This window comes from Ilumatobacteraceae bacterium, assembly GCA_033344875.1.
Taxonomy (GTDB): Bacteria; Actinomycetota; Acidimicrobiia; order Acidimicrobiales; family Ilumatobacteraceae; genus Ilumatobacter.
This window is the reverse complement of the sequence record JAWPMO010000001.1, coordinates 1,121,471-1,147,290: the sequence shown is the minus strand read 5'-3', so window position 1 is coordinate 1,147,290 and position 25,820 is coordinate 1,121,471. Positions and strand designations below refer to the sequence as shown.

Annotated in this window: 23 protein-coding genes; 20 read left to right on the top strand and 3 right to left on the bottom strand. The window is 67.2% G+C overall.

What is annotated here, in order from left to right; genetic code table 11:
• The first annotated feature begins 59 nt into the window (after nt 1–59).
• Nucleotides 60–1,283 (top strand): NYN domain-containing protein, encoded by a 1,224-nt coding sequence (locus tag R8G01_05455; GenBank protein MDW3213423.1) that lies wholly within the window; start codon nt 60–62, stop codon nt 1,281–1,283.
• 3 nt (nt 1,284–1,286) lie between these two features.
• On the opposite strand, the gene R8G01_05450 is transcribed toward R8G01_05455, so the two are convergent.
• On the bottom strand, nt 1,287–1,565 hold the full coding sequence (locus R8G01_05450; GenBank protein MDW3213422.1) for a hypothetical protein: 279 nt from the start codon (nt 1,563–1,565) through the stop codon (nt 1,287–1,289).
• A 121-nt stretch (nt 1,566–1,686) separates the two neighbouring features.
• On the opposite strand from R8G01_05450, the gene tig reads away from it, so the two are divergent.
• From tig to R8G01_05425, 5 genes are all read left to right on the top strand, one after another.
• Entirely contained in the window at nt 1,687–3,120 is a 1,434-nt protein-coding gene (tig, locus tag R8G01_05445) for a trigger factor (GenBank protein ID MDW3213421.1), read from the top strand.
• A complete protein-coding gene (locus tag R8G01_05440) occupies nt 3,120–3,752 on the top strand; it encodes an ATP-dependent Clp protease proteolytic subunit (GenBank protein MDW3213420.1) in 633 nt (210 codons plus the stop codon). The genes tig and R8G01_05440 overlap by 1 nt, the downstream gene beginning before the upstream one ends.
• Nucleotides 3,753–3,869: 117 nt before the next feature.
• A complete protein-coding gene (gene clpX / locus R8G01_05435) occupies nt 3,870–5,153 on the top strand; it encodes an ATP-dependent Clp protease ATP-binding subunit ClpX (protein MDW3213419.1) in 1,284 nt (427 codons plus the stop codon).
• 27 nt (nt 5,154–5,180) lie between these two features.
• Nucleotides 5,181–6,470, top strand: a complete 1,290-nt coding sequence (locus R8G01_05430; GenBank protein MDW3213418.1) for a folylpolyglutamate synthase/dihydrofolate synthase family protein — start codon at nt 5,181–5,183, stop codon at nt 6,468–6,470.
• Nucleotides 6,471–6,574: 104 nt separating this feature from the next.
• Nucleotides 6,575–7,510: an aldo/keto reductase gene (locus R8G01_05425; protein ID MDW3213417.1), complete on the top strand. Its 936-nt coding sequence runs from the start codon at nt 6,575–6,577 to the stop codon at nt 7,508–7,510.
• Between the two features lie 26 nt (nt 7,511–7,536).
• On the opposite strand, the gene R8G01_05420 is transcribed toward R8G01_05425, so the two are convergent.
• Nucleotides 7,537–7,872, bottom strand: coding sequence for a hypothetical protein (locus R8G01_05420; protein ID MDW3213416.1), 336 nt, complete (start codon nt 7,870–7,872; stop codon nt 7,537–7,539).
• A gap of 156 nt (nt 7,873–8,028) precedes the next feature.
• On the opposite strand from R8G01_05420, the gene ndk reads away from it, so the two are divergent.
• From ndk to rpmA, 13 genes are all read left to right on the top strand, one after another.
• Nucleotides 8,029–8,439, top strand: coding sequence for a nucleoside-diphosphate kinase (ndk, locus tag R8G01_05415; GenBank protein MDW3213415.1), 411 nt, complete (start codon nt 8,029–8,031; stop codon nt 8,437–8,439).
• 75 nt (nt 8,440–8,514) lie between these two features.
• Nucleotides 8,515–9,549: a rod shape-determining protein gene (locus R8G01_05410; GenBank protein MDW3213414.1), complete on the top strand. Its 1,035-nt coding sequence runs from the start codon at nt 8,515–8,517 to the stop codon at nt 9,547–9,549.
• Nucleotides 9,550–9,561: 12 nt separating this feature from the next.
• Nucleotides 9,562–10,635, top strand: coding sequence for a rod shape-determining protein MreC (mreC, locus tag R8G01_05405; GenBank protein ID MDW3213413.1), 1,074 nt, complete (start codon nt 9,562–9,564; stop codon nt 10,633–10,635).
• Nucleotides 10,632–11,162, top strand: coding sequence for a hypothetical protein (locus R8G01_05400; protein MDW3213412.1), 531 nt, complete (start codon nt 10,632–10,634; stop codon nt 11,160–11,162). Before mreC ends, R8G01_05400 begins: the two co-directional genes overlap by 4 nt.
• Nucleotides 11,163–11,203: 41 nt before the next feature.
• Nucleotides 11,204–13,459, top strand: a complete 2,256-nt coding sequence (locus R8G01_05395; protein MDW3213411.1) for a penicillin-binding transpeptidase domain-containing protein — start codon at nt 11,204–11,206, stop codon at nt 13,457–13,459.
• Nucleotides 13,460–14,614 carry an FtsW/RodA/SpoVE family cell cycle protein gene (locus R8G01_05390; protein MDW3213410.1) on the top strand — a complete coding sequence of 385 codons (1,155 nt, stop codon included), beginning with the start codon at nt 13,460–13,462 and terminating at the stop codon, nt 14,612–14,614.
• A gap of 337 nt (nt 14,615–14,951) precedes the next feature.
• A complete protein-coding gene (locus R8G01_05385) occupies nt 14,952–16,940 on the top strand; it encodes a TIGR03960 family B12-binding radical SAM protein (protein MDW3213409.1) in 1,989 nt (662 codons plus the stop codon).
• Nucleotides 16,941–16,950: 10 nt separating this feature from the next.
• A complete protein-coding gene (locus R8G01_05380) occupies nt 16,951–17,664 on the top strand; it encodes a TIGR03936 family radical SAM-associated protein (GenBank protein ID MDW3213408.1) in 714 nt (237 codons plus the stop codon).
• A 15-nt stretch (nt 17,665–17,679) separates the two neighbouring features.
• Nucleotides 17,680–19,572 carry an Rne/Rng family ribonuclease gene (locus R8G01_05375; GenBank protein MDW3213407.1) on the top strand — a complete coding sequence of 631 codons (1,893 nt, stop codon included), beginning with the start codon at nt 17,680–17,682 and terminating at the stop codon, nt 19,570–19,572.
• Between the two features lie 124 nt (nt 19,573–19,696).
• Entirely contained in the window at nt 19,697–22,279 is a 2,583-nt protein-coding gene (locus tag R8G01_05370; protein MDW3213406.1) for a hypothetical protein, read from the top strand.
• Between the two features lie 145 nt (nt 22,280–22,424).
• Nucleotides 22,425–22,637, top strand: coding sequence for a hypothetical protein (locus tag R8G01_05365; protein MDW3213405.1), 213 nt, complete (start codon nt 22,425–22,427; stop codon nt 22,635–22,637).
• A gap of 44 nt (nt 22,638–22,681) precedes the next feature.
• Nucleotides 22,682–22,993 (top strand): 50S ribosomal protein L21, encoded by a 312-nt coding sequence (gene rplU / locus R8G01_05360; GenBank protein MDW3213404.1) that lies wholly within the window; start codon nt 22,682–22,684, stop codon nt 22,991–22,993.
• A 9-nt stretch (nt 22,994–23,002) separates the two neighbouring features.
• Nucleotides 23,003–23,257, top strand: a complete 255-nt coding sequence (gene rpmA / locus R8G01_05355; GenBank protein ID MDW3213403.1) for a 50S ribosomal protein L27 — start codon at nt 23,003–23,005, stop codon at nt 23,255–23,257.
• Between the two features lie 75 nt (nt 23,258–23,332).
• Here the strand turns inward: rpmA and R8G01_05350 are convergent, their stop codons facing one another.
• Nucleotides 23,333–24,466, bottom strand: coding sequence for an HD domain-containing protein (locus R8G01_05350; protein ID MDW3213402.1), 1,134 nt, complete (start codon nt 24,464–24,466; stop codon nt 23,333–23,335).
• 84 nt (nt 24,467–24,550) lie between these two features.
• Here R8G01_05350 and obgE point away from each other — a divergent pair, with 84 nt between their 5' ends.
• Nucleotides 24,551–25,810, top strand: a complete 1,260-nt coding sequence (obgE, locus tag R8G01_05345) for a GTPase ObgE (protein MDW3213401.1) — start codon at nt 24,551–24,553, stop codon at nt 25,808–25,810.
• The last annotated feature ends 10 nt before the right edge of the window (nt 25,811–25,820 follow it).

Sequence of the window (25,820 nt, the reverse complement as noted above, 5' to 3'; positions counted from 1 at the left end):
GTTCGCGTCAAGAACACGTGTTCGGTCGACCCGGATACGGGGCGCGCTACGATGGGTGGATGACGGCCCCCGACATCGAGCCCCGGCACCTGCGCCAGGCCCTCGAGTTCGCGGTGTTGATGGCGGCCGAGGGGCAGAAGTTCAAGCCGCCGATGGCGTATCCGTCGGGGCTGAAGAAGTACTTCAAGGGCAACAGGATCCCGACCAGTGCGCTCGGGTCGATTCGGCGGATGGTCGACGGCGACGAGACCTTCCGGCGTCGGATCGCGGCGGGGGCGCTCCCCGAACTCGTCGACCCGATCGGCAAGCTGTGGCTCGAACGGCCCGAGGGTTGGGAGCGCGACATCGCCAGGCTCGTGAACGAGGCCGATGAGGCCGCTGCCGAGGCCGATGCCGCCCAACGGCTCAAGAAGGCCGAGAAGCGGCGTGACGCCGCCGAACAGGCGGCGGCGCGCTCCCGTGCCGAGATCGTGACGCTCTCCGACCAGGTCGACCAGCGCAACGAGGTCATCGACGGGTTGCGATCCGATGTGCAGAAGCTCGTCGACGAGGTCGCCGAGCTCCGAGCCGAGCTGATCGACACCCGCAACGACGTCCGTCACGCCCGCGATCGCGAGGCTGCGGCGCTGCAGAAGCTCGAGGCGGCCGAGCAGGCCAGCGCCGAGGCGCTCGCCAAGCAGGGTGCCGCCGAGCACGTGCGCGACGACGTGCTCGCCGACCGTGCAGCCATCGCCACCGAGCGCTCCGAACTCGCACGGCTGGCAGCGGCGGCCTCGGCCTTGGCCGACCAACTCGCAGCGGTGGCGATGCCTCCCCGATCAGGCCAACCAGCTCCGGCCAAACGCAAGGCGATGCCGCTGCCCGGCGGCGTGCTCGGCAGCTCCGGTGCCGCCGCCGAGTTCCTCATGCGGTCGGGTGCCAGCGTGCTCGTCGACGGGTACAACGTCGCCAAGCAGGCCTGGCCCGGCCTCGATCTCGCCGGCCAGCGGGTCGTGCTGCTCGACGCGGTCGAGAACCTCGTGCGTCGCTACGGCGGTGACATCACCGTCGTGTTCGACGGCGCCGACGTGGTCGGTGCCTCGGCCGACGGGCGGCGCGTGGTCAGGGTGGTGTTCTCGCCCGAGGGCGTCACCGCCGACGACGTGATCCGTGACGAGGTGCGTCGACTGCCCGCGACGCGCCACGTCGTGGTCGTCACGAACGACCGCGAGATCCTCACCGACACGCGGGCGATGGGTGCCAATCTGATGAGCAGCGATCAGATGATCGCGCTCATGCGGTAGCGGTCAGCCGCCTCGCGCCGCGACCTTGGCCCGCTTGGCGACGCGCTTGGCGGCGCGACCGATCGGTTCGATCGTGCGGTGATCGAGGTCGCCCAACTCGGCGCCGTTGTCGAACAGCACGCGATACCGCTGCCAGTTGAAGCCGTTCGCGAGGAGGATCCGCCCCTCGGTGCCGACGGGCACCTCGTGGAGTTCGGCGATCGTGCGCACCTTGTCGCCGATCTTCAGGTCGATCTGGCCCTCATGGGGCGTCGCGAGCGCGTGGGGCTTCCAGTACTGCACCGGGCCATTGTGCCCGATCGGGAGCCTCGCGCGCACGTTCTCGGCGGAACCTCCCGATCCGGACGAGGATCGTGGGGGACTCCCGGGCATCTCCATCGGGCGCCGATAGAGTTCTGGCCCTGTGAAATCTTCGGTCGAACCCCTCGAGGGGAACAAAGTCAAGCTGTACATCGAGGTCGACGAGGCCGAGTTCGAGAAGGACATCGAGCAGGCGTTCCGGTCGATCGCCCGTGAGGTCAAGCTTCCCGGGTTCCGCAACGGCAAGGCGCCGCGGCGAGTTCTCGAAGCCCGAATCGGTCTCGGACCCGCCCGCGAGCAGGCGCTCCGCGACGCGATTCCCCAGTATCTGGGCAAGGCCGTGCGCGAGCACGACGTCGATCTGGTGGCCACGCCGGAGGTCGAGATCACCGGCGGCCAAGAAGACGGCCTGGTCGAGTTCGAGGCCGAGTGCGAGATCCGTCCCGACATCACCGTGCCCGGGTACGACGGACTCCGGATCGAACTCGAGTCGCCGGTCCCGACCGACGACGAGATCGCCGAGGCTCGCGACGAAGAGCTCAAGCAGGGCGGCGCCCTGGCCGACGTCGACCGTCCCGCCGAGTCCGGCGACTTCCTGACGCTCGACCTGGCCGCCACCCGCGACGGCGAAGAGGTCATGGGTCTCAACACCGAAGACTGGTCGTACGAACTCGGTCAGGGCTGGGTCGCCGACGACTTCGACGAGCAGATCACCGGCGCCGCGGTGGGCGACGTCCTGACCTTCACCACCACCCCCAAGGGCACCGAAGAGCCGGCCGACATGACCGTCACGGTCAAGGCCATCCAGGCGCTCGAGCTGCCCGAGGCCACCGACGACTGGGTCGCCGAGAACACCGGCGAGTTCGAGACCGTCGAGGAGTGGGAGGCGTCGATTCGCGAACGCATCTCCGAGCGCAAGCTGCAGGGCGTCCGCCAGACGGTCGGCTTCAAGCTCAACGAGGCGCTCGTCGAGCTGGTCGAAGACGAGGCCCCCGAGTCGATGGTGCGGTCCGAGATGCAGAACCAGGCCGAGCAGATGGTCCGCCAGCTGCAGCAGCAGGGGATCGACTTCCAGGCCTGGATGTCGGCCACCGGCCAGGACCCGCAGCAGTTCATCGAGTCCACCCGTCCGCAGGCGGAGCAGGCGGTCAAGGCCGACCTGGCGTTGCGAGCCGTCGCCACCGCCGAGGCGATCGAGGTCGACGACCACGAGCTCGAGATGGAGTACTCCCGCATGGCCATGCAGTACGGCCAGAAGGCCAAGGAGATCCGCAAGGCGTACGAGAGCAACGATGCGGTCCCCGAACTCATGGCGCAGATCCGCAAGTCCAAGGCGATGGACTGGTTGCTCCACCACGTCGAGATGGTCGACGCCGCCGGTGACCCGATCGATCGCGATCTCATCCTCGGCCACACCCACGACGACGATCATGACCACGACCACGACGAAGATCCGGCCGCCGCTGCGAGCCGGGTCATCGCCGAAACCGACGCCGCCGTGACCGACGACGACGCCGACGACGGAGAGGATTCCTGATGAACCTGGACGCCACGAACTACCTGGTCCCGAACGTCGTCGAGACGACGAGCCGGGGCGAGCGCGCGTACGACCTCTACAGCCGGATGTTGAAGGACAACATCATCTTCCTGCAGACGCCGATCGACGATCAGATCGCGTCGCTGCTGTGTGCGCAGTTGATCCACCTCGAGTCGGAGAATCCCGACAAGGACATCAACATCTACATCAACAGCCCGGGCGGCGACATCACGGCCCTGTTCGCGATCTACGACACGATGCAGTTCATCCGCAACGACATCGCGACGATCTGCCTCGGCCAGGCCGCGTCGGCTGCCGCCGTGCTGCTCGCCGCGGGCACGAAGGGCAAGCGCCTCGCCCTCCCGCACAGCCGCATCCTGCTGCACCAGCCGCACGGTCAGGTGGGCTACGGGCAGGTCACCGACCTCGAGTTGGCGGCCAACGAAATCCTGCGCATGCGTGACCTCCTCGAGATCATCCTGGCCGAGCACACCGGACAGACCCTCGAGAAGATCCACGAGGACACCGACCGCGATTTCGTGCTCGAAGCGAACGACGCGCTCGAATATGGCATCATCGACACGGTGATCTCATCGAGGACCGGCGTCGACCAGACGTCGGCGATCCGCTGATCCGGTCACCACATTCACTAACGTCTCCGCTGGGTGCCCGAGCTCTGAGCCGGTGGCCGACGACACGATCGACGACATGACTCACGACATGACTCACTCGGAGAGGGGGCGACACAGATGGCCAAATTCGGTGACACCGGCGAACTGCTGAAGTGTTCGTTCTGCGGCAAGTCGCAGAAGCAGGTCAAGAAGCTGATCGCCGGTCCCGGCGTCTACATCTGTGACGAGTGCATCGATCTCTGCAACGAGATCATCGAAGAAGAGCTGACCGAGACCGGTGAGTTGACCTTCGAGGAGGTGCCGAACCCCCGCGAGATCCGTGCGTTCCTCGACGACTACGTGGTCGGTCAGGACGACGCGAAGAAGATCCTCGCCGTCGCGGTCTACAACCACTACAAGCGGATCCAGTACCAGCAGAACGCCGGCATCGGCCGCCGCGACGACGTCGAACTCCAGAAGTCCAACATCTTGATGCTGGGCCCGACCGGTTGCGGCAAGACCCACCTCGCCGAGACGCTCGCCCGCATGCTCAACGTGCCGTTCGCGGTCGCCGACGCCACTGCGCTGACCGAGGCCGGCTACGTCGGCGAAGACGTCGAGAACATCCTGCTCAAGCTGATCCAGGCGGCCGACTTCGACACGAAGCGAGCCGAGACGGGCATCGTCTACATCGACGAGATCGACAAGGTCGCCCGCAAGAGCGAGAACCCGTCGATCACCCGTGACGTGTCGGGCGAGGGCGTCCAGCAGGCGCTGCTCAAGATCCTCGAGGGCACGCAGGCATCGGTGCCTCCGCAGGGTGGCCGCAAGCACCCGCACCAGGAGTTCATCACGATCGACACCACGAACGTGCTGTTCATCCTCGGCGGTGCGTTCGCCGGCCTCGAACAGATCATCGAACGTCGTGTCGGACAGCAAGGCGTTGGGTTCCACGGCAAGGTCACGAGCAAGCTCGATCGCGACCCGGGTGAGATCTTCGCCCAGGTGCTGCCGGAAGACCTCGTCAAGTTCGGCATGATCCCCGAGTTCATCGGACGCCTGCCGATGGTCGGCGTCGTGCGTTCGCTCGACCGTGAGGCGCTGGTCAAGATCCTGACCGAACCCAAGAACTCGCTGGTCAAGCAGTACCAGAAGGTGTTCGCGTTCGAAGACGTCGAACTCGAGTTCACCGAGGACGGCCTCACCGCGATCGCCGACCTGGCGATCCTGCGTGAGACCGGGGCCCGTGGCCTCCGAGCGATCCTCGAAGAGGTGCTGCTCAACACGATGTACGACCTGCCCGGTCGCACCGATGTGGCCACCGTCGTCATCGACGACGACACCGTCCGCAACAAGACGAACCCCACGGTGCTGCCCCGCAAGAAGTCGGCCTCGTCCCGCCCTCGCCGGGCAGCGAGCTGACGCGGCGAGAGCCGCCCGATCGCCGCCATGGAGTTCACCGACGCGCTCGCATACCTCGACGACCATGCGTCGTACGACAAGACGGGGCGTGTCGACGACCCGTCGACCGACTCGATCGCGAAACTGTGCTCCGCCATGGGCGACCCGCAGTTGGCGCAACCGGTCATCCACGTCACCGGCACCAACGGCAAGGGGTCGACGGTGCAGATCATCAGCCGCCTCCTCATCTCGCAGGGGCTGACGGTCGGCACCTACACCAGCCCGCATCTCGAGCGCATCAACGAACGGATCAAGCGCAACGGCGAGCCCATCTCCGACGACGACTTCGCCGAGCAGATCGCCGGCATCGCCGACATCGAAGCGATCACCGGCGTGCGCCCCACCTACTTCGAGGCGGTGACGGCAGCAGCGTTCCGCTGGTTCGCCGATGTCGCCGTCGACGTCGCGGTGATCGAGGTCGGCATGCTCGGTCGATGGGACGCGACCAACGTCGTCGACGCACAGGTCGCGGTCGTCACCAACGTGGCGCTCGACCACACCGAGTTCGCGGGGCCGACCACGGCCGACATCGCCGCCGAGAAGGCCGGCATCATCAAGCAGGGCAGCGCGGTCGTCGTCGGCGACACCGACCCCGACATGATCGAGATCTTCCGACGGGAGGGTGGGGCGTCGATGCTGGTGCGGGGCGACGACTTCGAGACCGTCGACAACTCGCTCGCGATCGGCGGGCGTTCGCTCGACCTGCGCACACCGACCACGATCTACTCCGACGTGTTCCTGCCGCTCCACGGTGCACATCAGGGCGACAACGCCGCGCTGGCGCTGGCGGCCGTCGAGACGTTCTTCGCGGCGCCGCTCGCCGAGGACGTCGTCCACGAGGGCTTCGCCAACGTCGAGATGCCGGGCCGCTTCGAGGTGCTCGGGGTGCAACCGCTGGCGATCATCGACGGGGCGCACAACCCGCCGGGCGCCGACGTCTGCGCCGACGTGTTCTTCGGTGACTTCCATCCCGAGGGCCGCAGGATCCTGGTCGTGGGGACCTTGCGGGAGCCGGCCGGCATCCTCGCTGCGCTCCGGGCCGACGAGTTCGACGTCGTCCACGCCTGTACGGCACCGTCGCCGCGCGGCGTTCCGGGCGCCGACGTCGCCAAGGCGGCACGCGATCTCGGCTGCGCAGAGGTGTACGTGCACGACTCGGTCGGTGCCGCCTGCCATGCGGCGATGAGCAACGCCGACGCCGACGACGCGATCCTCGCGACCGGCAGCATCTACGTCGCCGGCGCCGCCCGCCCGGCGCTCCGTCACCACGCCAACTGAGCACGTTCCGTGATCCGACCGCTGTGTGGTCCGAACGTAGGCGCCCCCTGACCCACCGACGTCCCGGACAGTGGTGCTGCATCGTTGCGGGGTAAGTTCGTCGTATGCAGATGCGACGGATCGGTGAGCTCGAGGTGTCCGTGGTCGGGCTCGGCTGCAACAACTTCGGCATGCGGATCGACGCCGACCAGACGAAGGACGTGGTCAACGCCGCGCTCGACCACGGCATCAACTACTTCGACACCGCCGAGAGCTACGGCCAGGGCAGCTCCGAGGAGCTGCTCGGCCGCGCGCTCGGCTCCCGTCGGTCCGAGGTGGTCATCGCCAGCAAATGGGGGCACACGTCGAGCCTGGGCGACGACGAACGTGGTGGTGCGCCCGATCAGATCCGACGGCGTCTCGACGACAGCCTGCGGCGGCTCGGTACCGACTACATCGATCACTACCAACTGCACCGGCCCGATCCCGACACGCCGCACGAGGAGACGTTGGGGTGCCTCGCCGAACTGCGCGCCGAGGGCAAGATCCGCGAGATCGGCTGTACCCATTTCACCGCCGACCAGCTCGACGCCGCGCACGCTGCAGCGGGGGAGCGGGGTGTCGCCGCGTACCCGTCGGTGCAGAACCACTACAGCCTTCTGACCCGAGACCCGGAGACCGACGGCGTCTTCGACGCTTGCGAGCGGCTCGGTATGGCCTTCGTTCCCTACTTTCCGCTCGAGTCCGGGTTGCTGACCGGCAAGTACCGGCTCGGTGAAGCGCGTCCGAAGGGCTCGCGGCTCGAGAAATGGGGGGATCGAGCCGAGCCGTTCATCGACGACGACAAGCTGGCCAAGGTGGAGCGACTCATCGAGTGGACCGATCACCGCGGCATCTCGCTGCTCGACCTCGCCATCGGTTGGCACACCTCACATCCGCTGGTCGCGTCGGTGATCGCCGGCGCCACACGCCCCGACCAGATCGCGGCCAACGTGAACGCGGCTGCGACCGTCGTCACCGAAGCGGACCGCGCCGACGTCGACCGGTTGCTCGCCGCCTGACGATGGTCGGGCCGGGATCGCCGGCGTCAGAAGAGGCCGACGAGCGTGCTGAGCCCGAACACCAGCAGCGACCACAGGATCGGTGCCCCGAACAGGGTCGAGGTGATGACGCGGGCAGGTCCCGAGCGAGGGTGGTCCTCGCCGACGAGGACGTACTGGATCGAGTAGGTGGTCCACGCGTCGTCGTCGTCGTCGGTCACGGCCGCCGGCACCGGCGTGAAGATCGCCCACAGGATGGTCGCTGCGGTCGGCACGGCCCACGGGGCGATCACCACCCATGACGGAGCACCGAGCCACGAGAGCAGCCACATCAGCCCGCCGAGGATGACCGCACCGGTCACGACCACGAGCGCGAACGTCACGAGCGCGGCTCGGTGACGCCGCTCCGGCGACGTGCGCGTCCGCCACTTCGGCCCACGGATGAACTCGTTGCGGCGTTCGGCGTCGATGCGCGCCGAAGCTAGTCGCCCTGCGGGCGAGAGCCCCGGTCGGCAACATCGCCGGTAGCCTCAGCGCCCATGTCTGATCGCACACTCGTCCTTCTCAAGCCGGACACCGTCGAGCGCAAGCTGGTCGGCGAGGTCGTCTCCCGTTTCGAGGCCAAGAACCTCGACATCGTGGCGATGGAGCTCCGTCAGCTCGACGCCGACACCCTGGCCCGACACTACGAAGAGCACGTCGGCAAGGGCTTCTACGACGACCTCGTCGAGTTCATGAGCCGTGGGCCGGTCGTGGCCATGGTCGTCGAGGGCCCGGAAGACACCTGGGAGGTCGTCCGCAAGATGATGGGCGCCACCAACCCGCGCACCGCCGAGCCCGGCACGATCCGTGGTGACCTCGGCATCCTCTTCACCGAGAACCTGGTCCACGGCAGCGACTCGCTCGCCAGCGCGGAGCGCGAGATCAGCATCTTCTTCCCGAATCTGTAACATCGCTCCCATGAGCGAGTCTGGTGACGTCGGCCTCTCGGCCGACCACCGCGTCCTCACCGAAAGGAGGTCGGCATGGCACGGAGCAATCCACTGAGTCTCGGTCGTGACCTGGCCATCGACCTCGGTACGGCGAACACGCTCATCTACGCGCGCGGCACCGGCATCGTCCTCGACGAGCCGTCGGTGGTCGCGATCAACGTCAACGACGGTCGGCCGGTCGCGGTCGGCGTCGAGGCCAAACGGATGATGGGTCGAACACCCAACCACATCAAGGCGATCCGCCCCCTCAAAGACGGCGTCATCGCCGACTTCGAGGTGTGCGAGAAGATGCTGCGGTACTTCATCCAGAAGGTGCACGCCAGCAAGTGGTCCAAGCCGCGGATGATCATCTGCGTGCCGTCGGGCATCACCGGTGTCGAGCAGCGAGCGGTCAAGGACGCGGCCGAGTACGCCGGCGCCCGCAAGCCCGTCCACATCATCGAAGAGCCCATGGCAGCGGCGATCGGCGCCGACCTGCCCGTCCACGAGCCGAGCGGCAACATGGTCGTCGACATCGGTGGCGGCACCACCGAGGTCGCCGTCATCTCGCTCGGGGGCATCGTCACGGCGCAGTCGGTCCGGGTGGCCGGCGACGAACTCGACGACGCGATCCTCCAGTACGTCAAGAAGGAGTACTCGCTCGCTATCGGCGACCGGACCGCCGAGGAGATCAAGATCCAGATGGGTTCGGCCTGGCCGATGGAGGAGGAGTTGACCGCCGACATCCGCGGTCGCGACCTCGTGTCCGGTCTGCCGCGCACCATCCAGCTCACCACCGAGCACGTGCGCGAAGCCCTCGCCGAGCCGGTCAGTGCCATTGTTGATGCCGTGAAGACGACACTCGACAAGACGCCGCCCGAGCTCGCGGCCGACATCATGGAAGACGGGATCATGCTCACGGGCGGCGGTGCGCTGCTCGGTGGGCTGCACCAGCGGCTGTCGCACGAGACGGGGATGCCGATCCGGGTCGCCGACGAACCGCTGTACAGCGTGGTCATCGGGTCCGGGCGGGCCCTCGAGAACATCGACGCCATGCGGGGGCTGATGTCGCTCGGCGGCGACGACTGATCCGGGCGCCCGATGGCGATCTACTCGGCCGGTCGACGGCGCACCATCATCATCCTGTTGCTGACGTCGATCCTGCTCATCACCCTCGATCTGCGCGGGAATGCGATCTTCAACGCGGCGCGCACCGGCTTCAGCTACGCACTGCGCCCGTTCGAGATCGCCGGTGACGTGGTCACGACACCGGTGGCCCGGGTGTGGAGCGGGATCACCGAGGTCGACGACCTCAAGGCCGAGAACGAACGTCTGCAACGACTCGTCGACGAGTCGCTCAACATCCGTGTCAGCGGGCTCAACGCGATGATCGAGAACCGCGACCTGCGAGCGCTCCTCAACCTCGAATCGCTCGCTGCGTACGACCGTGTCACCGGCGAGATCATCGGTTCGTCGCCCAGCAACTTCGACCAGCGGGTCGAGATCAACCGCGGGTCGCTCAACGGCATCAAGGTCGGGATGCCCGTCGTCAACGAGGCCGGTCTCGTCGGCAAGATCACCCAGGTGAATCCCGAGACGTCGATCGTGATGCTCGTCACCGATCCCCAGTACCACGTGCCGGTCAAGGTCGTCGCCGAGGTCTTCCCGACCCCGACGACCGAGCCCCCGGTCACCGTGCCGAGTGGGCTCCCGGTCGACGACGTCACCACCACGACGAGCACGACCACGACCAGCACCACCTCGACGACACTGCCGACCGACGACAGCCTGCCGACCGACTCGTCGCCGCAGCCGGGCACCACGACGACGTCGACCTCGACGTCGACGAGCACCACGACGACCACCCTGCCCGAACCGATCGAGGAGACCCGTGAGACGGGCGACCTCAACGGCTTCGGCAGCGAGGACCTGCCGCGGGTGAGGTTCATCGCCGACTCGCCGCAGTTCGGTCGGATCGAGGTGGGTGACCAGATCCTGACGTCCGGCGGCAGCCTCAGTCTGGCGCCTCCCGGAATCCCGGTCGGCACGGTCGCCAACGTGATCGAGAACCCCGGGACGGCCGGGCTGGAGTTGGAGGTCGAACTCAACGTCGATCTCGGCCGGCTGAGTTTCCTGTCGGTCATCCTGTACCAGCCGCCGACCGAGCTTCGATGATCGCCGCGCTGCTGACGAGTTCGCTCACGCGCGTCATCCCGGTGGGGATGATGCTGCTCGCCCTGCAGAAGACGCTCTTCGTCGAACTCCAGCCGTTCGGCGTCATCGTGCAGGTGGTGCTGGCCTTCGCCGCGGCGGCCGGCGCGGCCGGCGGGCCCGAGCGTGGGGCGATCACGGGCTTCGTGCTCGGCATCATGTTCGACCTGTCGGTCGGGTCGCCGCTGGGGTCATCGGCGATCACGATGGGCCTCGCCGGAGCGGTCGCCGGCTGGGTCGACGTGATCCGGATCGACACCACCTGGTGGCTCGCCGCGATCTTCGTGGGTGTCGGTGCCGGGGTGGGCGAGGCCGGCGTCCCGGTGGTCCGACGTTTCATCGGCGAACAGGACGCCTTCGTGCCAGAGATGTGGACCATCGTGCCGGTGGTCGCGGTCGCTGCGGCGATCTTCAGCATCGCCCTCGTGCCCATCGCTCGCTGGGCGCTCAAGCTCGGTCGACCCGAGTGGAAGGTGCTCACCGATGCCTGACGCGCGACCCATCCGGGTGACGAACACGCGAGACTCGACCCATGGCGATTGACCGTCGCGCGACCCGACTCGGCGTTCTCGCCCTGGTCGGCGTCACGCTGTTCTCCCTGCTCGGTGTACGCCTGTGGTTCCTCCAGACGGTGAAGGCCGACGAGCTGCAGGAATCGGTGACGTTCGCCAAGACGAGAACGATCCCGCTCGCTCCCGAGCGGGGGCGCGTCTTCGACGCCGACATGCGGATCCTCGCCGACAACGAGCGCGTGCTCACCGTGGCGATCGACTGGCAGGTGCTCCGACGCAAGTCGCAGCGCGACGAGATCTTCCAACGGATCTCCGGTTGGGTGCAGGTCCCGATCGAGGAGATGGAGCGCCGGTTCCAGTCCAACGTGTACAGCCCGTTTCTCCCCATGCCGATCAAGGAGGACATCGACGAACCGACGGCGATCGCTCTGCTGGAGCGGATCGAAGACTTCCCGGGCGTCGAGATCCTGACCGAGTGGCGACGCGTCTATCCGTACGCGCCGCACGCCGCCCACGTCGTGGGCTACATGGGAGCGATCACCGCCGAGCAGCTCGACGAGAAACTCGACGAGGGCTACATCCGCAACGAGCGGATCGGTCAGTTCGGCGTCGAGCTGGAGATGGAGCAGGTCCTGCACGGTGCCTGGGGGTACCGCAAGGTCGAGGTCGACGGGGCCAACCGTCCGGTCAGGGTGATCGAGGAGGTGCCGCCGGTCAACGGCTTCGACGTGCAGCTCACGATCGACCTCGACGTGCAGCAGTACGCCGAACAGCTCCTGGAGACGACGCTCGAGGCGCGGCGCACGCAGGAGGTGCGCAACCCGATCGTGAAGAAGCCGGATGGTTCGCTCGACAAGATGGACCCCAGCCGGCCCGACACGGTCAGGTACAAGGCACCGGCCGGTTCGACGGTGGTGATGGACTACGACACCGGCGAAGTGATCGCGATGGCGAGCTATCCGACCTTCGACAACCGCTGGTTCGAGGCAGGACTGTCGGGCTCGAAGTTCTCGCAACTGTTCCCGTCGGTCGACGAGTTCGGCGACCCGATCGACCCCGATCGCTCGATCCTCGTCAACCGAGCGATCCAGGGCCGCTACAACCTCGGCTCCACCTTCAAGCTGTTCACCGCGTACGCCGCGCTCAATAGCGGGCTGATCAGCGCCACCGAGTACTTCAACGACACCGGTACCTACGTCTTGAGCGACGAGGCGGTGTCGAACCGCGCCGCGTGCGAAACCGGCTTGATCCGTTGCGAGTACCGGAACGCGATCTGCAGCTTCAACGGGAAGCCATGTGTGTACGGCGAGGTCAACGTCGAAGAGGCGCTGGCGGTGTCGTCCGACGCGTTCTTCTACCGCATCGGCGACCAGATCATGGTGCAGAACGACTTCGAACCGGTGCTGCAGGATCAGGTCGAACTGTTCGGGTTCGGTGCCGACACCGGCATCGAGCTGCCCTTCGAGTTCGACGGCACCGTGCCCGACGCCGATCTCAAGCGTCGCTACGCCGAACTCGGGGTCATCAGCAAGGACGAGGGCATCGGCTACTTCGTCGGCGACAACGTGCAGCTCGCCATCGGACAGGGGCTGCTGTCCGCGACGCCGCTCCACCTCGCCACCGGCTACGCGACGGTCGCGAACGGCGGTTTCGTGTTCCAGCCGTCGATCATCGCCAACATCTGGCAGCCGGGCACCCCCGACGGCGAGCCGGGTTTCGCCGACCCGGAGCGCGGCACGGTGTTCTCCGACGAATCCGAGCCACAGCTGATCCGCCAGATTCCGATGCCGTCGACGATCCGTACCCCCTTGGTCAGCGGGCTGCGCCGTGTGACCACCGGTCCCGGCAAGAACGGCCGCAGCACGACGGCCGAGGAACTGTTCGTCGGCTACCCGAGCGAAGCGATCCAGGTCGCCGGCAAGACGGGCACCGCCCAGGGCCAAGGCAACTACCCGTGGAACGACTCGTCGGTGTTCACCGGCTTCGCGGTCGACCCTTCCACCGACGCCTTGCTGCCCGACGACGAGCATCCGTACGTGGTGGCGGCCTACCTCGAGAAGTCCGGGTACGGGTCGCAGGCGGCTGCCCCGGTCGTCAAGTGCATGTTCCTGATGCTGTCGGGCATCACCGAAGCCGACCCGGTCGTGCCGTCGGATCCGCTCGACCTCGACGCGACGACGTCGGCGCCGTCCCTCGGGCTCGACGACACATCGTGCTACGTCGGCCAGTTCGGGATCGACTACGTGACCGGTGCTCGCCCGGGGGCGATCGAGTAGATGGCACTCACCTTCCTCGCCCGGCGTCCCGACAGCGGACTCGGCAACATCCGGTCGAGCCCCGGCGATCCGAGTCGCAACGTCGACTGGGTGTTGATGGGCACCCAGGCCCTGTTGACGGTCATCGGGTGCTGCATCGTGTACTCGGCGTCGTGGACCAAGGTCGACCTCGACCCGTACGCGTTCGTGACCCGGCAGGTGGTGTTCGCGATCGTCGCCGCCGTGGTGATGACCGTGGTGATGTCGCTCGACTACCAGTTCTTCAAAGACCACGCGAGCTTCCTGTACGCGTTCACGATCGCGCTGCTGCTGTTGCTCCTGGTCGTCAGATTCGTCGCGCCCGAACGCAGCGACATCTCGTTCGATCTCGGCCCGATCAACTTCCAGCCGGCCGAGCTCGCCAAACTGACGACCCTGATCGCGCTCTGTGCGTTCCTGGCCGAAGAGCGCACCGACGAGGTCAGCTACGCCCGGTTCGTGGGCGGATTGATCCTCGTCGGCGTGCCGTCGGTGCTGATCATCCTCCAACCCGACCTCGGCTCGGCCTCGGTCGTCGTGACGATCGCGATGGGTGTACTGCTCGTCGCCGGGGCCAAACCGAAATACATCGCCCTCATCTCGTTCCTCTCGGTCGCCACGGTCGCGTCGGCGTTCCTCGGCGGGTTCGTCAACAGCTACCAGACCGAGCGGCTCCGCGTGTTCCTCGGACAGGAGACCAGCGAGAACTCGGTGTTCCAGGTGCGCAACGCGATCCGCGCCGTCGGAACCGGAGGCGTCTGGGGCAAGGGATGGCTCGAAGGGCCGCTGACCAACGGGCGCGACGTGCCGGTGATGTGGGCCGACTTCCCGTTCGCCGCCGTGGGCGAGCAGTTCGGTCTGATCGGATGTGCGGCGTTGCTGTCGCTGTTCGTCGTGGCGCTGATGCGCATCTGGCGCATCGCGACGCTCTCGCGCGACCTGTTCGGCACCTACATCTGCGTCGGCGTGTTCACGATGTTGCTCTGGCAGGTGTTCCAGAACGTGGGCATGACGCTCGGCATCATGCCGGTGACCGGTCTACCGCTGCCGTTCATCAGTTACGGGGGGTCGAGCCTGCTGGTGTACTTCGCGATGTTCGGCATGGTCCAGTCCGTCCACATGCGAAGAATGCGCTGAGGCGGTCCGGTTCGCCCGATGGCTGCGTTGCATCTCACCGCTCGTTGCCAAGGGGCAACTCGGGTTCGCTGCGCCTTGCCCTCGAACGAACCGATCCCGCCTCAGATCCTTGATTGGTTGATTCGTGGCAGGTCGTTCGACGGGTTCGGCCTCGGGTTGGGTGGGGCGTCGTGTCATGGAGAGGGGTCGACGCAGGAGGGCGACGGAGTCGGGCCGGTTCCACGCTCATGTTCGCGAGGTCGCGCCGTTCGGACCGAACGGAGTGGGTGCCAGCGAACGAGTAGGCCGAGTGACCATCCGGGGTGAAATCAGTCACTCGCGGTAGGCTGGTGACGATATGTCAACACTCTGGGCGCGGATCGAACCGCTCTTGGCCCGGGTGCAGAAACCAGCTCGTTACATCGGCTGCGAAGACGGCGCCATCACCCCGCTCGCCGACAAGTTCGGTCGGCAGGACGTGGTGGAGTGGCTCCTCGCGTATCCCGACACGTACGAGATCGGTCTGCCCAACCAGGGGCTTCAGATCCTCTTCGAAATCCTGAACGAGAGCGATCACTCCGTCGCGGAGCGGACGTACTCGCCATGGTCCGACATGAACGCCGAGATGCGTGCCGCCGAGGTGCCGCTGTTCAGCGTCGACAACCATCGTGACGCCGCCGACTTCGACGTCCTGGCGTTCAACCTGTCGAGCGAGTTGGTGTACACCAACGTGCTCAACATGATCGATCTGGCCGGTGCGCCCGTCCGTGCCGACGAACGCGGCGACGACGACCTCGTCGTCATCGTCGGAGGGCACGCAGCCTTCAATCCCGAGCCGTTGGCCGACTTCATCGACGCGGCGGTGCTCGGCGAGGGCGAAGAGGTCGTCGCCGACATCACCGAGGCGGTCCGGGCGTGGAAACTCGCCGGTCGGACCGATCGGGCCGCCTTCCTGCGTGAGCTGTCGAAGGTGCCGGGTGTGTACGTGCCGTCGATGTACGACGTCACCTACGACGGCGCCGGCGAACACATCGTCTCGGTCGAACCCCGATTCGACGACGTCCCCGCGACGGTCGACAAGCGCACCGTCGCCGACCTGGGGGAGTGGCCGTACCCGAAGAGCCCGATCGTGCCGCTCACCGAAGTGGTGCACGACCGTCTCAGCGTCGAAGTGTTCCGCGGCTGCACCCGTGGCTGCCGTTTCTGCCAGGCGGGCATGATCACCCGTCCGGTGCGCGAGCGTCCGGCCGAGCAGGTCCGGACCATGATCCGTGAGGGCCTGAGATCGACCGGCTACGACGAGGTCAGCCTGACGTCGCTGTCGACCGCCGACTTCTCCGACATCGAGCCCGTCGTTCGTGGCGTGCTCGAAGATGCACAGGAGATCCCCGGCAACTGCAACACGATGACGATCAACCTGCCGTCGCTGCGGGTCGATGCGTTCACCGTCGGCCTCGCCGGCGAGGTCAACAACGGTCGCCGCAGCGGACTCACGTTCGCCCCGGAGGCGGGTTCGTGGCGCCTCCGCAAGGTGATCAACAAGCTGATCCTCGAAGAAGATCTGTACGGAGCCGTCGAGTCGGCGTTCAGTCAGGGCTGGACCCGCATGAAGCTGTACTTCCTGACCGGTCTGCCCACCGAGACCGACGAGGACACGCTCGGCATCGTCGAGCTCGCCAAGAACTGTGTCGAGATCGGCAAGCGCCACACGCCACGGGCGTCGGTCACCGTGAGCCTCGGCGGGTTCGTGCCCAAGCCGCACACCCCGTTCCAGTGGTTCGGGCAGAACACCGAAGACGAACTTCGGCGCAAGATCAATCTGGTCCGCGACGCCGCGAAGAAGGCCAAGGGTGTCAACGTCAAGTGGCACCACCCCGACGCCAGCGTCGCCGAGGGCATCGCCACCCGCGGCGACCGCCGTGTCGGCCGTGTGATCGAACGGGTGTGGCGCGAAGGCGGGCTGTTCCAGGAGTGGGGCGAACACTTCGACCTCCGTCGCTGGGAGTCGGCGATGGACGCCGAGGGGCTCTCGATGGACTGGTACGTCTACCGGCACCGTGAAGAGGGTGAGATCCTCCCGTGGGATCACCTCACCGCAGGGCTCCACAAAGACTTCCTGTGGGGCGACTGGCTCGAGGCGCTCGCCGAATCCGGCGTCGAAGACTGTCGTTGGACACCCTGTTACGACTGCGGCGTCTGCACCGGCTACGGCATCGAGCATGTCGTGGCCTCGCCGATCGCTCCCGCAGGCGGCAGCCAGGGCACCGGGCAGGATCTCGAGCGAGGTGGCGAGGTGCCGGTCACGTTGATGCCGACGCGCCGCGAACCTGCCGGGGTCGTCTCGTGAGGGCCCGCGCGTGAAGCTGCGCGTCCGGGCGACCAAGGTCGGCAAGGTCCGTTTCACCAGTCATCGCGACGCCGCCCGGATGTGGGAGCGAGCGCTTCGGCGCGCCGGCCTCCCGGTGGCGTTCACCGAGGGGTTCACGCCCCGCGCCAAGATCAGCTTCGGCCTGGCTCTCCCCACGGGTGCCGAGTCGATTGCGGAATATGTCGACATCGAGTTGCAGCGCGACGTTGCGGCCGACGATGTCGATCTGACCACCCTCCCGGCGCGTCTGTCCGACGCACTCCCGAACGGCTTCGACGTGCTCGCCGCCGGTGAACGGGAACCGGGAGTCGACTCGCTCCAAGAAGCGGTCACGTCGTGCACGTGGCAGCTCTGGAGCGCGCAGCTCACCGCCGAGGACCATCGCGATGCCTGTCGACTCCTCGAGTCGACCGAGCTCGTGCTCGAGCGGGAACGCAAGGGGAAACGGAGCGCCGACGACGTGCGCCCGATGATCATCGATCTGCGCCCCGATCCAACCGGCGATCGACTGATCGCCGATCTGGTCACCATCGGACGCGCCCTCCGCCCCGGAGAGCTCGCCGAGTTGGCCTATCCGAACATCGATGCACGCGATGTCCGGGCACTTCGTACTCACCAATGGCTTGACGACGACGGCACACGACGCGAGGCCATCCCTCTGCCGGCCGACGTCGATGTGAACACCCTGGCGGTGCTCACATGAGAAGGGACCACCGACATGGACGAACCCACGACCGACACCGGCGATGCCTCCGAGGCTCCGGCGACGACCGATTCCAACGACGATTCCACCGGGGGCTCGCCCTCGGGTAACTCGTCGAACAAGCGGCGCCGCGGCTCACGCGGCGGCCAGGGCCGCAAGAAGGCCGCACCGTCCGGCGACGACAACCGCAATGCCGGTGACTCGAACGACGCCGGGAGCGCCGACGATGGTCGCGACCCCGAGGAGCTGCCCGAACCGATCAGCGAGGGCAAGGTCAAAGACGCCGCTGTCGCCGAGCGTGCGCTCGTGCGCAAACCGCAGATCGGCGACACTCGACCGCTCGTACCGAGCAAGCCGCCCCCCGGACGCGCCACGTCGAACGACGGCGACGGAGCGAACGGTGGGTCCGGCGAGGGCAAGACCGGCCAGAAGCGCCGCAAGCGTGGCGGCAAGGGCGGCGGGCAGTCGAACGACGGCGGCCGCAACTCGAAGCCCAAGGCCGACCGCAGCGACCAGCGCGGCGAGTCCGGCGACGGCAAGAAGCGTCGCCGTGGCGGGCGCGGCGGCAAGGGCAAGCCGTCCGCTGCCGAGCAGGAGCTGATCGAGCAGCGCAGCGGGCGCGAGCGCAACGGCAAGCCGATCGGTCGCTACTTCATGTGCGTCCAAGTGCGCCCCGGCATGGCCCAGGTCGCCGTGATGGAAGGCCGCAACCTGATCGAGCACTACGTCAGCCGGCCCGCCGACGACGTGAGTCAGATCCACGGCAACATCTACCTCGGCCGCGTGCAGAACGTGCTGCCGGGCATGGAGGCCGCGTTCGTCGACATCGCAACGCCCAAGAACGCGGTGCTGTACCGCGGCGACGTGCAGTACGACCAGGAAGACATCGAGCAGAAGGGCAAGAACGCCCGCATCGAGGACATCCTCAAAGCCCGGCAGATGATCATGTGCCAGGTGACCAAGAACCCGATCGGTGCCAAGGGCGCTCGCCTCACGCAAGAGGTGTCGCTGCCCGGACGCTTCGTCGTGTTGATCCCGAACTCCAAGACGTACGGCATCTCGAAGCGACTGCCCGACGACACCCGCAAGCGGCTGCGCAACATCCTCGACCGGGTGAAGCCCGAACAGCACGGTCTGATCGTGCGCACAGCCGCCGAACACGCCACCGAGGCCGACCTCGAAGCCGACATGGACCTGCTGCTCAAGCAGTGGAGCGACATCGAGCGCAAGGCGGCCAAGGCCAACAAGCCGACGCTGCTGTACCGCGAGCCCGAACTCGCCGTTCGTGTCATCCGCGAGGAGTTCAACCCCGACTACCGCGGCGTCGTGATCGATGACCAGCGACTCTTCGAAGAGGTCCGCGACTACGTCACGGCGTTCAACCCCGAGCTGGCCGACCGCATCGAGTACTACGACGCCGAAGCCGAAGGGCTGTCGCTGTTCGAGCGGCACCACGTGCACGAGCAGGTGCACAAAGCGCTCGACCGCAAGGTCTGGTTGCCGTCGGGCGGATCGCTGATCATCGAGCACACCGAGGCGCTCTCGGTGATCGACGTGAACACGGGCAAGAACGTCGGCAAGTCGAACCTCGAAGAGACGGTCTTCCACAACAACATGGAGGCGGCCGAGGAGATCGCCAAGCAGCTCCGACTCCGCGACATCGGCGGCATCATCGTGATCGACTTCATCGACATGGAGATCCGCGAGAACCGTGCCAAGGTCGTCACGGCGTTCCGCGAGGCGCTCGCTCGCGACAAGACGCGGACCCAGGTGTTCGACATCACCGAGCTCGGCCTGGTGGAGATGACTCGGAAGCGGATCGGCGAAGGCCTCCTCACCGAGTTCTCCGAGACGTGCCCGGATTGTGAGGGCCGGGGGGTCAAGATCGACCACGGGATGCTCGACTAGCTCGACCCGGCTCGACCGGATCACCCGACGGCACTACCCAGTCGGTGCCCGGGCACTACTCAATTCGTCGGACGAGGCCCCGCGTCGGCCGTGTCCTGCATCTCGACGTGGTGGACTGGACCACATGACCACCACGGAATCGACCCCCGCGGCGGCGCGGCGCGCCCGCACCCGCAGCGGGACCGCCCTGATCGCCACCGCATCGCTGCTCGTCGCCGCGTGCGCCTCGGGAGACGACGCGTCGGTGAGCGACACGGCGCCGGCAGAGGAACCGTCGACGCCGAGCACCACGGCGGCGGGCACGACGACAGCGGGCACGACGCCGGTCGACACGGCGTCGGTCGCGTCCGGTTGGCTGGCCGACGCATCGTTCGCCGAGGATGCCGTCACCGAACTCGGTGTGCTCCACGTCGACGGCATCGACACGTCGGCCGATCTCGGCGAACTCGAACTGTTGATGGCAACGGACGACGGCACCGTCTCGCTCCCGCTCTACCTGGACGACGACGGGCTCACGAGCGTCGTGCCGGTGTTCGTCGAGGCGGCCGGCGAGATCGCCGACGTCGAGTTCCGGTTCGTGGCCGCCGACAGCCGCAGCGGCGTCATCCCGATGCAGGTCGCCGCGCTGCCGGCGGCAGCCGGCGGGTTCGACGACGCCGTCGAGGCGCTCCTCACAGCGATCGACGCTTCGGCGGCGACGTCGGGCAGCAGCGTCGCCGAGCTCCGCGAGACCGCCATCGACGAGGTCGCTCCGGAGCTGCGTCCGCTGCGGCTCGTGCTCGGGTACGTCGACGACGGCACCGAGAACGACCTCGAGAGCCTGCCCGACGCCCTCGGACTCACCGCCGACGAACGTGAACGACTCGACGCGCTCGTGGTGGGGTTGGGGCTGATCGACTCGATCGGCGCTCCATCACGCGTGAGAGGTTTCCGGGCACCCCCCGAGCGGGCACTCGCCTCGCTCGCCGCTCCGGCCTGGCCCGCGCCCGGGCAGGTCGGCGACAACTGCACCGACGGCAACGTCGAGGCGGACAACGCCGAGCAACTGATCGAAGCGATGGCCAAGGGCACCGACGCGATCTTGCGCGAGGGCGGCGCCGAGGCGCAGGTGCTCGCCGGAATCCAGTCGATCGCGTCCGTGCTCGGTTCGCTGCCGCTCGGAGCGTACGGCACCATCATCGGCGTCGTCGCCGACATGTTCTCGCTGCTCGAGACCTACAAGAGCAGTGTCGCCGGTCAGTACCCGACGATCCTCGAGAGCATCGATGCCGGGGTCACCATCACCGAGTTCAACGAGGACTTCGAGAAGGACGGTTCCGTCCAGGGGATCACGCTCCACGCGGCGTCGACCGGTTGGGACGCATCGGCGCTCGTGGCGACGGCGACCAAGGCGATCACCAGTGCGTTGAGCGACAAGTTGACCGGGAGACTGAAGGATCGTGTCCCCGACGACTTCGGCAAGGACGTCATCGACGAGGGTGGCAACGTGCGAGACACCGTCACGAACAAGTACATCGACGCGGTCACCCCCGGCAACTACAGCGTCTGCCCACAGCGGTGGGAGGTCGACGTCAGCGACACGAAGTACGTGGTGCTCGAGCGGGCGTCCGGCAACGTCGAAGCCGACGACGCGACCCTCGCCTATCGGCCGACCGACCTCGGCACCGGCCGACTTCGCCTCCGCGCCGACGCCGAGGTGTTCTCCGGGCGGAGCACCGAGGTGATCATCCCGATCGAGACGAAACGGCTCGGGGTCGTGTCGACGCCGGAGACGGTGTCGGTGCAGCGGCCCGGTGAGACCGTGTCGATCACGACCCGTCTCGATCACGCCGACACCACAACGCTGGTGTGGCACAGCGGCCCCGGTGCGTGGGGTGACGGCACCGGTGACGACACGAACGATGCCGGGTCCCGCCCGTACGTGACCCCGTCGGACCCCGACGACTATCCGTACGTCATGGAGATCGCGTCCACCAGCACGACCGGACTCCGGGCGAGGGCCACCGATGTCCGCAACGACACCGTCGTGTTCGAGCTGGCGAAGATCGTGGTGACGCCCGAGAATGGCAACGTCGAGGTCCGCAAGCAACTCGAGTACCTGGCGACCGACCGGAACGGCACGCCGGTCGACGTGCTGTGGTCGGCCACCGGGGGCAACATCACCAGCGGGCCGTCGTCCGGGGCGGTGTACACCGCCGGCGGCGAGCCGGGGACGTACACGGTCACGGCGACGTTGGCATCGAACCCGACCGTGTCCGTCACCGTGCCGGTGGTCGTCGGCGAGTACTGCCTGACCGGCACGTGGCGGGTCAACGCCGAGCACTTCACCGAGCTGGTCTCCGACAGCGAGGTGCAGGCATCACCGGCCGGCGGCTACTGGGAGATCACCATCGCCGAGGACAGGTCCTTCACCACGACCCTCGCCGACTTCGCGATCCTGGTCGAGGGTGGTGGAGTCAGCGGCACGATGACGATGACCGGCTCGCAGGCCGGCAACATCATCGCCACGGCGTCCGAGATCCAGGCGATCGAGACCACGGCGTTCACACTCGCCGTCACGATCGGCACCTCGGCAGGGAACATCACCTCGTCGACCGACGAGGCGCCACTCGGAGCCGAGTTCGTCGGCGGGCCGTACTACTGCAAGAACGGCCAGATGTTCATCACGAGCGACGGCATGGAACTGCGCTACGACCGGGTCGACTGAGCACGTCGCACCGTCAACGTCGAGTCGGTAGGTTCCGGGTATGGAACTCGACATCACCGACGACGCCAAGGCGCTGCTCGACAAGCGCGGCGGCACGATGACGATCGACTTCATCAAGCCCACCGGTTGAGGCAAGGTCGCAGAGGTGTCGGTCGACACCAACACGAAGAACAAGAACCTCGCGCCGTACAGCCGGGTCAGGCACCCCGAGTACCGGATCCTGGTCACGCCGGTGCTCAGCGGCATGGCATCGCGCATGCGGATCACCACCAAGGGCCGGTTCGTGAAGAACCTGGTCGTCGAGCTGTCCGACGAGCGCCACCGGCCGGTCTACGCCGGCGGCGATGATTGCTGCTGATCCGGTTGGAGCGGTCACCGCGGACCGTTAGCATTCCATGAGCTATGTACGCAGTGATCGCCTCTGGCGGCAAACAGGAAAAAGTGACCGAAGGTCAGCAGGTCGAACTCGAACTGCTCAAAGGTGACGAGGGCAGCGAGGTTTCGCTGACCCCCGTGATGCTGGTCGATGGCGACGACGTCATCGCCGGCGGCGATGCGCTCTCGGGCGCCTCGGTTACCGGGAAGATCGTCGGAACCACGAAGGGCCCGAAGATCAACGGGTTCACCTACAAGCGCCGCACCAACAACCGCCGCCGATACGGCCACCGTCAGAATTACACGGTGGTCGAGATCACCTCGATCAAGAAGAGCTGAGGGACTGACATGTCGAAGACCAAGGGTGGCGGTTCAACCCGCAACGGGCGCGATTCCAACGCGCAGCGCCTCGGCGTGAAGGCGTTCGGTGGCGAAGAGATCACCGCCGGAACGATCCTCATCCGTCAGCGTGGCACGAAGTTCCACGCCGGCAAGAACGTCGGCAAGGGCGGCGACGACACGCTGTTCGCGCTCGTCGACGGTTCGGTCGAGTTCGGGACCCGCAAGGGCCGGAAGGTGATCGACGTCAACCCGGTGGGCTGACACCACCAACACGATCTGATCGAAGGCGGGGCGCTCCGGCGCCCCGCCTTCGTCGTTCTCGTGCCCGAACGTGCGTCAGACGTCGATGCCGACCGGGAGACGGTGGCGCTCCCAACCCAGCAGCGCCAAGGCCTGACGGCAGGCGAATCGGTCGGTCATCCCGCCGACGTAGGCGACCGCAGCCCGCAAGGCGTCCGCCGACCCGGCATCGAGACCGTGACCCTGGGCATCGGGGAGCAGGTTCGGCCGATCGGCGTAGTACTCGACCAGTGCGCGGAGGAGCGCGATCACACTGTCGGCCTGGGCGACGCTGGCGGGCCGCATGTACACGAGTTCGTAGTTGAACCGGCGGAACATCGCGAGTGCCTCTGCGACGTGTTCGACCATGCCGATCCGGCCGGTCTCGGCGGTGGCCCGGATCATCGCTCGGACGAAGGTGCCCAGCTGCTGTGACCGGTCGGTGCCGACGCGGTCGCGCACGAGCGCCGGGAGCATGTCGGGAGTGACGATGCCGGCGGCGACGGCATCTTCGAAGTCGTGGCACACGTAGGCGATCCGGTCGGCCCACGAGACCACCTCACCCTCGGGCGTCGCCGGAGCCGGGCGGCTCCACGAGTGGTTGCGCACCCCGTCGATCGTCTCGCTGCACAGGTTGAGCGGTGCCAGCGTCACATCGGCGCCCCACACCGCATGGTCGAAGCCTTCCTCGACGTAGGGCGACAGGGCGTCCTCGCTCGCGTGGCCGCCAGGGCCGTGGCCGCAGTCGTGTCCGATCGCGATGGCCTCGGTGAGCGCCACGTTGAGACCGATCGCGCCGGACACCGACCGCGCGACCTGAGCGACCTCGAGGGCGTGGGTGAGCCGTGTGCGTTGGTGGTCGTCCGGGAACACGAAGACCTGGGTCTTGCCGGCGAGACGGCGGAACGACGAGTCGTGGAGGATCCGGTCCCGATCCCGCTCGAAACAGGTGCGGAACGGGTCGGGCTCCTCCTCGGTCGGTCGGTCGCCGCTGCCCGACGCCTTCGTGGCCAGCGGTGCCAAGGTCTCCTGATCGCGCTCCTCACGAGCGTGCCGGTCGAGCGTCGCCGTGCTGCCCGGCCCGGCCCACGAGTCTTCGTGGGCGAGCGCGACACCGTCGGCCATGTGGCCGCGCATCGTCGACGCCCACCGTTCGGCGCGTTCTTGCATCGCGTCGTCTGCGTGCTCCATGTGGTCACACTAGGGGCCGCTGCTCGCTCGGCCACCGACATCGTCCATCACCGCCGTGCCGGAGCGTCGGTAGGCTCGTGACCCATGTCCCAGTTCGTCGACGAGGCCCAACTCAATGTTCGCGGCGGCGACGGTGGCGCGGGCTGCGTCTCGTTCCGGCGGGAGGGCCCGGTCGTCATGGGTGGTCCCAACGGTGGCGACGGTGGCAAGGGTGGCGACGTCTGGCTGATCGCCGACCACAACGTGTCGTCGCTGATCGCCTTCCGCGACTATCCCCACCGCCGTGCGGAGAGCGGCGTGCACGGCAAGGGGAAGGACATGCACGGGGCCCGCGGCGAATCGCTCGAGATCCGGGTCCCCGAGGGCACCGTCGTGAGCGACATGTACACCGGCGACGTGATCGCTGAGCTGTACCGCCACGGCGACCGTTTCCTGGCGGCCGCTGGCGGCCGAGGCGGCCGCGGCAACGCCAAGTTCCTCTCCAACAAGCGCCGCGAACCCACGTTCGCCGAGCAGGGCGAGCACGGCGAGGAGCGCTGGCTCAAACTCGAGATCCATCTCATGGCCGACGTCGCACTCGTCGGGTTCCCGAGCGCCGGCAAGAGCACCCTGATCAGCGTGATCTCGGCGGCCAAACCCAAGATCGCCGACTACCCGTTCACCACGCTCGTGCCCAACCTCGGAGTCGTCAGCCTCGACGACGACACGAACTTCGTGGTCGCCGACATCCCCGGACTCATCGAGGGCGCCAGCGAAGGCAGGGGCCTGGGCCACCAGTTCCTCCGTCACATCGAACGGGCTCGGGTGCTGTGTCTGCTGATCGATCTCGCGCCGATGGACGAAACCCCTGCCGCCGAGCAGGAGCGCGTCCTGCTCCACGAATTGGGTGCCTACCAACCCGACCTCCTCGACCGTCCTCGACTGATCGTCGGGACCAAGGCCGATGCCGTCCAGCAGGAGACGCTCGACGAGATCGGATGGGAGCATCCGGTCATCTCCGCGGTCACCGGCCAAGGGGTCCGCGAGCTCGTGGGTCGGATGGCGGCCCTGGTGCACGAGGCGCGCCAGGACATGCCCGAACCCGAGGGTCTCGTGGTGATCCGTCCCGAGATCGAGGGTGCGGTCGTCGAACGGCTCGAGGAAGAAGGCGAGTTCCGCCTCGTCGGCCGCGACGTCGAACGGGTCGTCGCGCTCAACGATGTGACCACACCGGTTGCGCTCGGCTACATCGACTACCAGCTGAAGCGCATGGGCGTGTTCAAGATGCTCGCCCGCGCCGGCGCGGTCGAGGGCGACATCGTCTGGATCGGCAACTTCAGCTTCGAGTACCAGCCCGACCTGTGACGGAGCAGAC

Excerpts from the sequence above, each read along its gene's own strand:
- ndk (MDW3213415.1), top strand. The coding sequence starts at position 8,029 with ATGTCTGATCGCACACTCGTCCTTCTCAAGCCGGACACCGTCGAGCGC.
- R8G01_05385 (MDW3213409.1), top strand. The coding sequence starts at position 14,952 with ATGTCAACACTCTGGGCGCGGATCGAACCGCTCTTGGCCCGGGTGCAG.
- R8G01_05375 (MDW3213407.1), top strand. The coding sequence starts at position 17,680 with ATGGACGAACCCACGACCGACACCGGCGATGCCTCCGAGGCTCCGGCG.
- R8G01_05440 (MDW3213420.1), top strand. The coding sequence starts at position 3,120 with ATGAACCTGGACGCCACGAACTACCTGGTCCCGAACGTCGTCGAGACG.
- clpX (MDW3213419.1), top strand. The coding sequence starts at position 3,870 with ATGGCCAAATTCGGTGACACCGGCGAACTGCTGAAGTGTTCGTTCTGC.
- rplU (MDW3213404.1), top strand. The coding sequence starts at position 22,682 with ATGTACGCAGTGATCGCCTCTGGCGGCAAACAGGAAAAAGTGACCGAA.
- R8G01_05390 (MDW3213410.1), top strand. The coding sequence starts at position 13,460 with ATGGCACTCACCTTCCTCGCCCGGCGTCCCGACAGCGGACTCGGCAAC.
- R8G01_05400 (MDW3213412.1), top strand. The coding sequence starts at position 10,632 with ATGATCGCCGCGCTGCTGACGAGTTCGCTCACGCGCGTCATCCCGGTG.
- R8G01_05370 (MDW3213406.1), top strand. The coding sequence starts at position 19,697 with ATGACCACCACGGAATCGACCCCCGCGGCGGCGCGGCGCGCCCGCACC.
- R8G01_05425 (MDW3213417.1), top strand. The coding sequence starts at position 6,575 with ATGCAGATGCGACGGATCGGTGAGCTCGAGGTGTCCGTGGTCGGGCTC.
- R8G01_05350 (MDW3213402.1), bottom strand. The coding sequence starts at position 24,466 with ATGGAGCACGCAGACGACGCGATGCAAGAACGCGCCGAACGGTGGGCG.
- rpmA (MDW3213403.1), top strand. The coding sequence starts at position 23,003 with ATGTCGAAGACCAAGGGTGGCGGTTCAACCCGCAACGGGCGCGATTCC.
- R8G01_05395 (MDW3213411.1), top strand. The coding sequence starts at position 11,204 with ATGGCGATTGACCGTCGCGCGACCCGACTCGGCGTTCTCGCCCTGGTC.
- obgE (MDW3213401.1), top strand. The coding sequence starts at position 24,551 with ATGTCCCAGTTCGTCGACGAGGCCCAACTCAATGTTCGCGGCGGCGAC.
- R8G01_05410 (MDW3213414.1), top strand. The coding sequence starts at position 8,515 with ATGGCACGGAGCAATCCACTGAGTCTCGGTCGTGACCTGGCCATCGAC.
- R8G01_05455 (MDW3213423.1), top strand. The coding sequence starts at position 60 with ATGACGGCCCCCGACATCGAGCCCCGGCACCTGCGCCAGGCCCTCGAG.
- mreC (MDW3213413.1), top strand. The coding sequence starts at position 9,562 with ATGGCGATCTACTCGGCCGGTCGACGGCGCACCATCATCATCCTGTTG.
- R8G01_05430 (MDW3213418.1), top strand. The coding sequence starts at position 5,181 with ATGGAGTTCACCGACGCGCTCGCATACCTCGACGACCATGCGTCGTAC.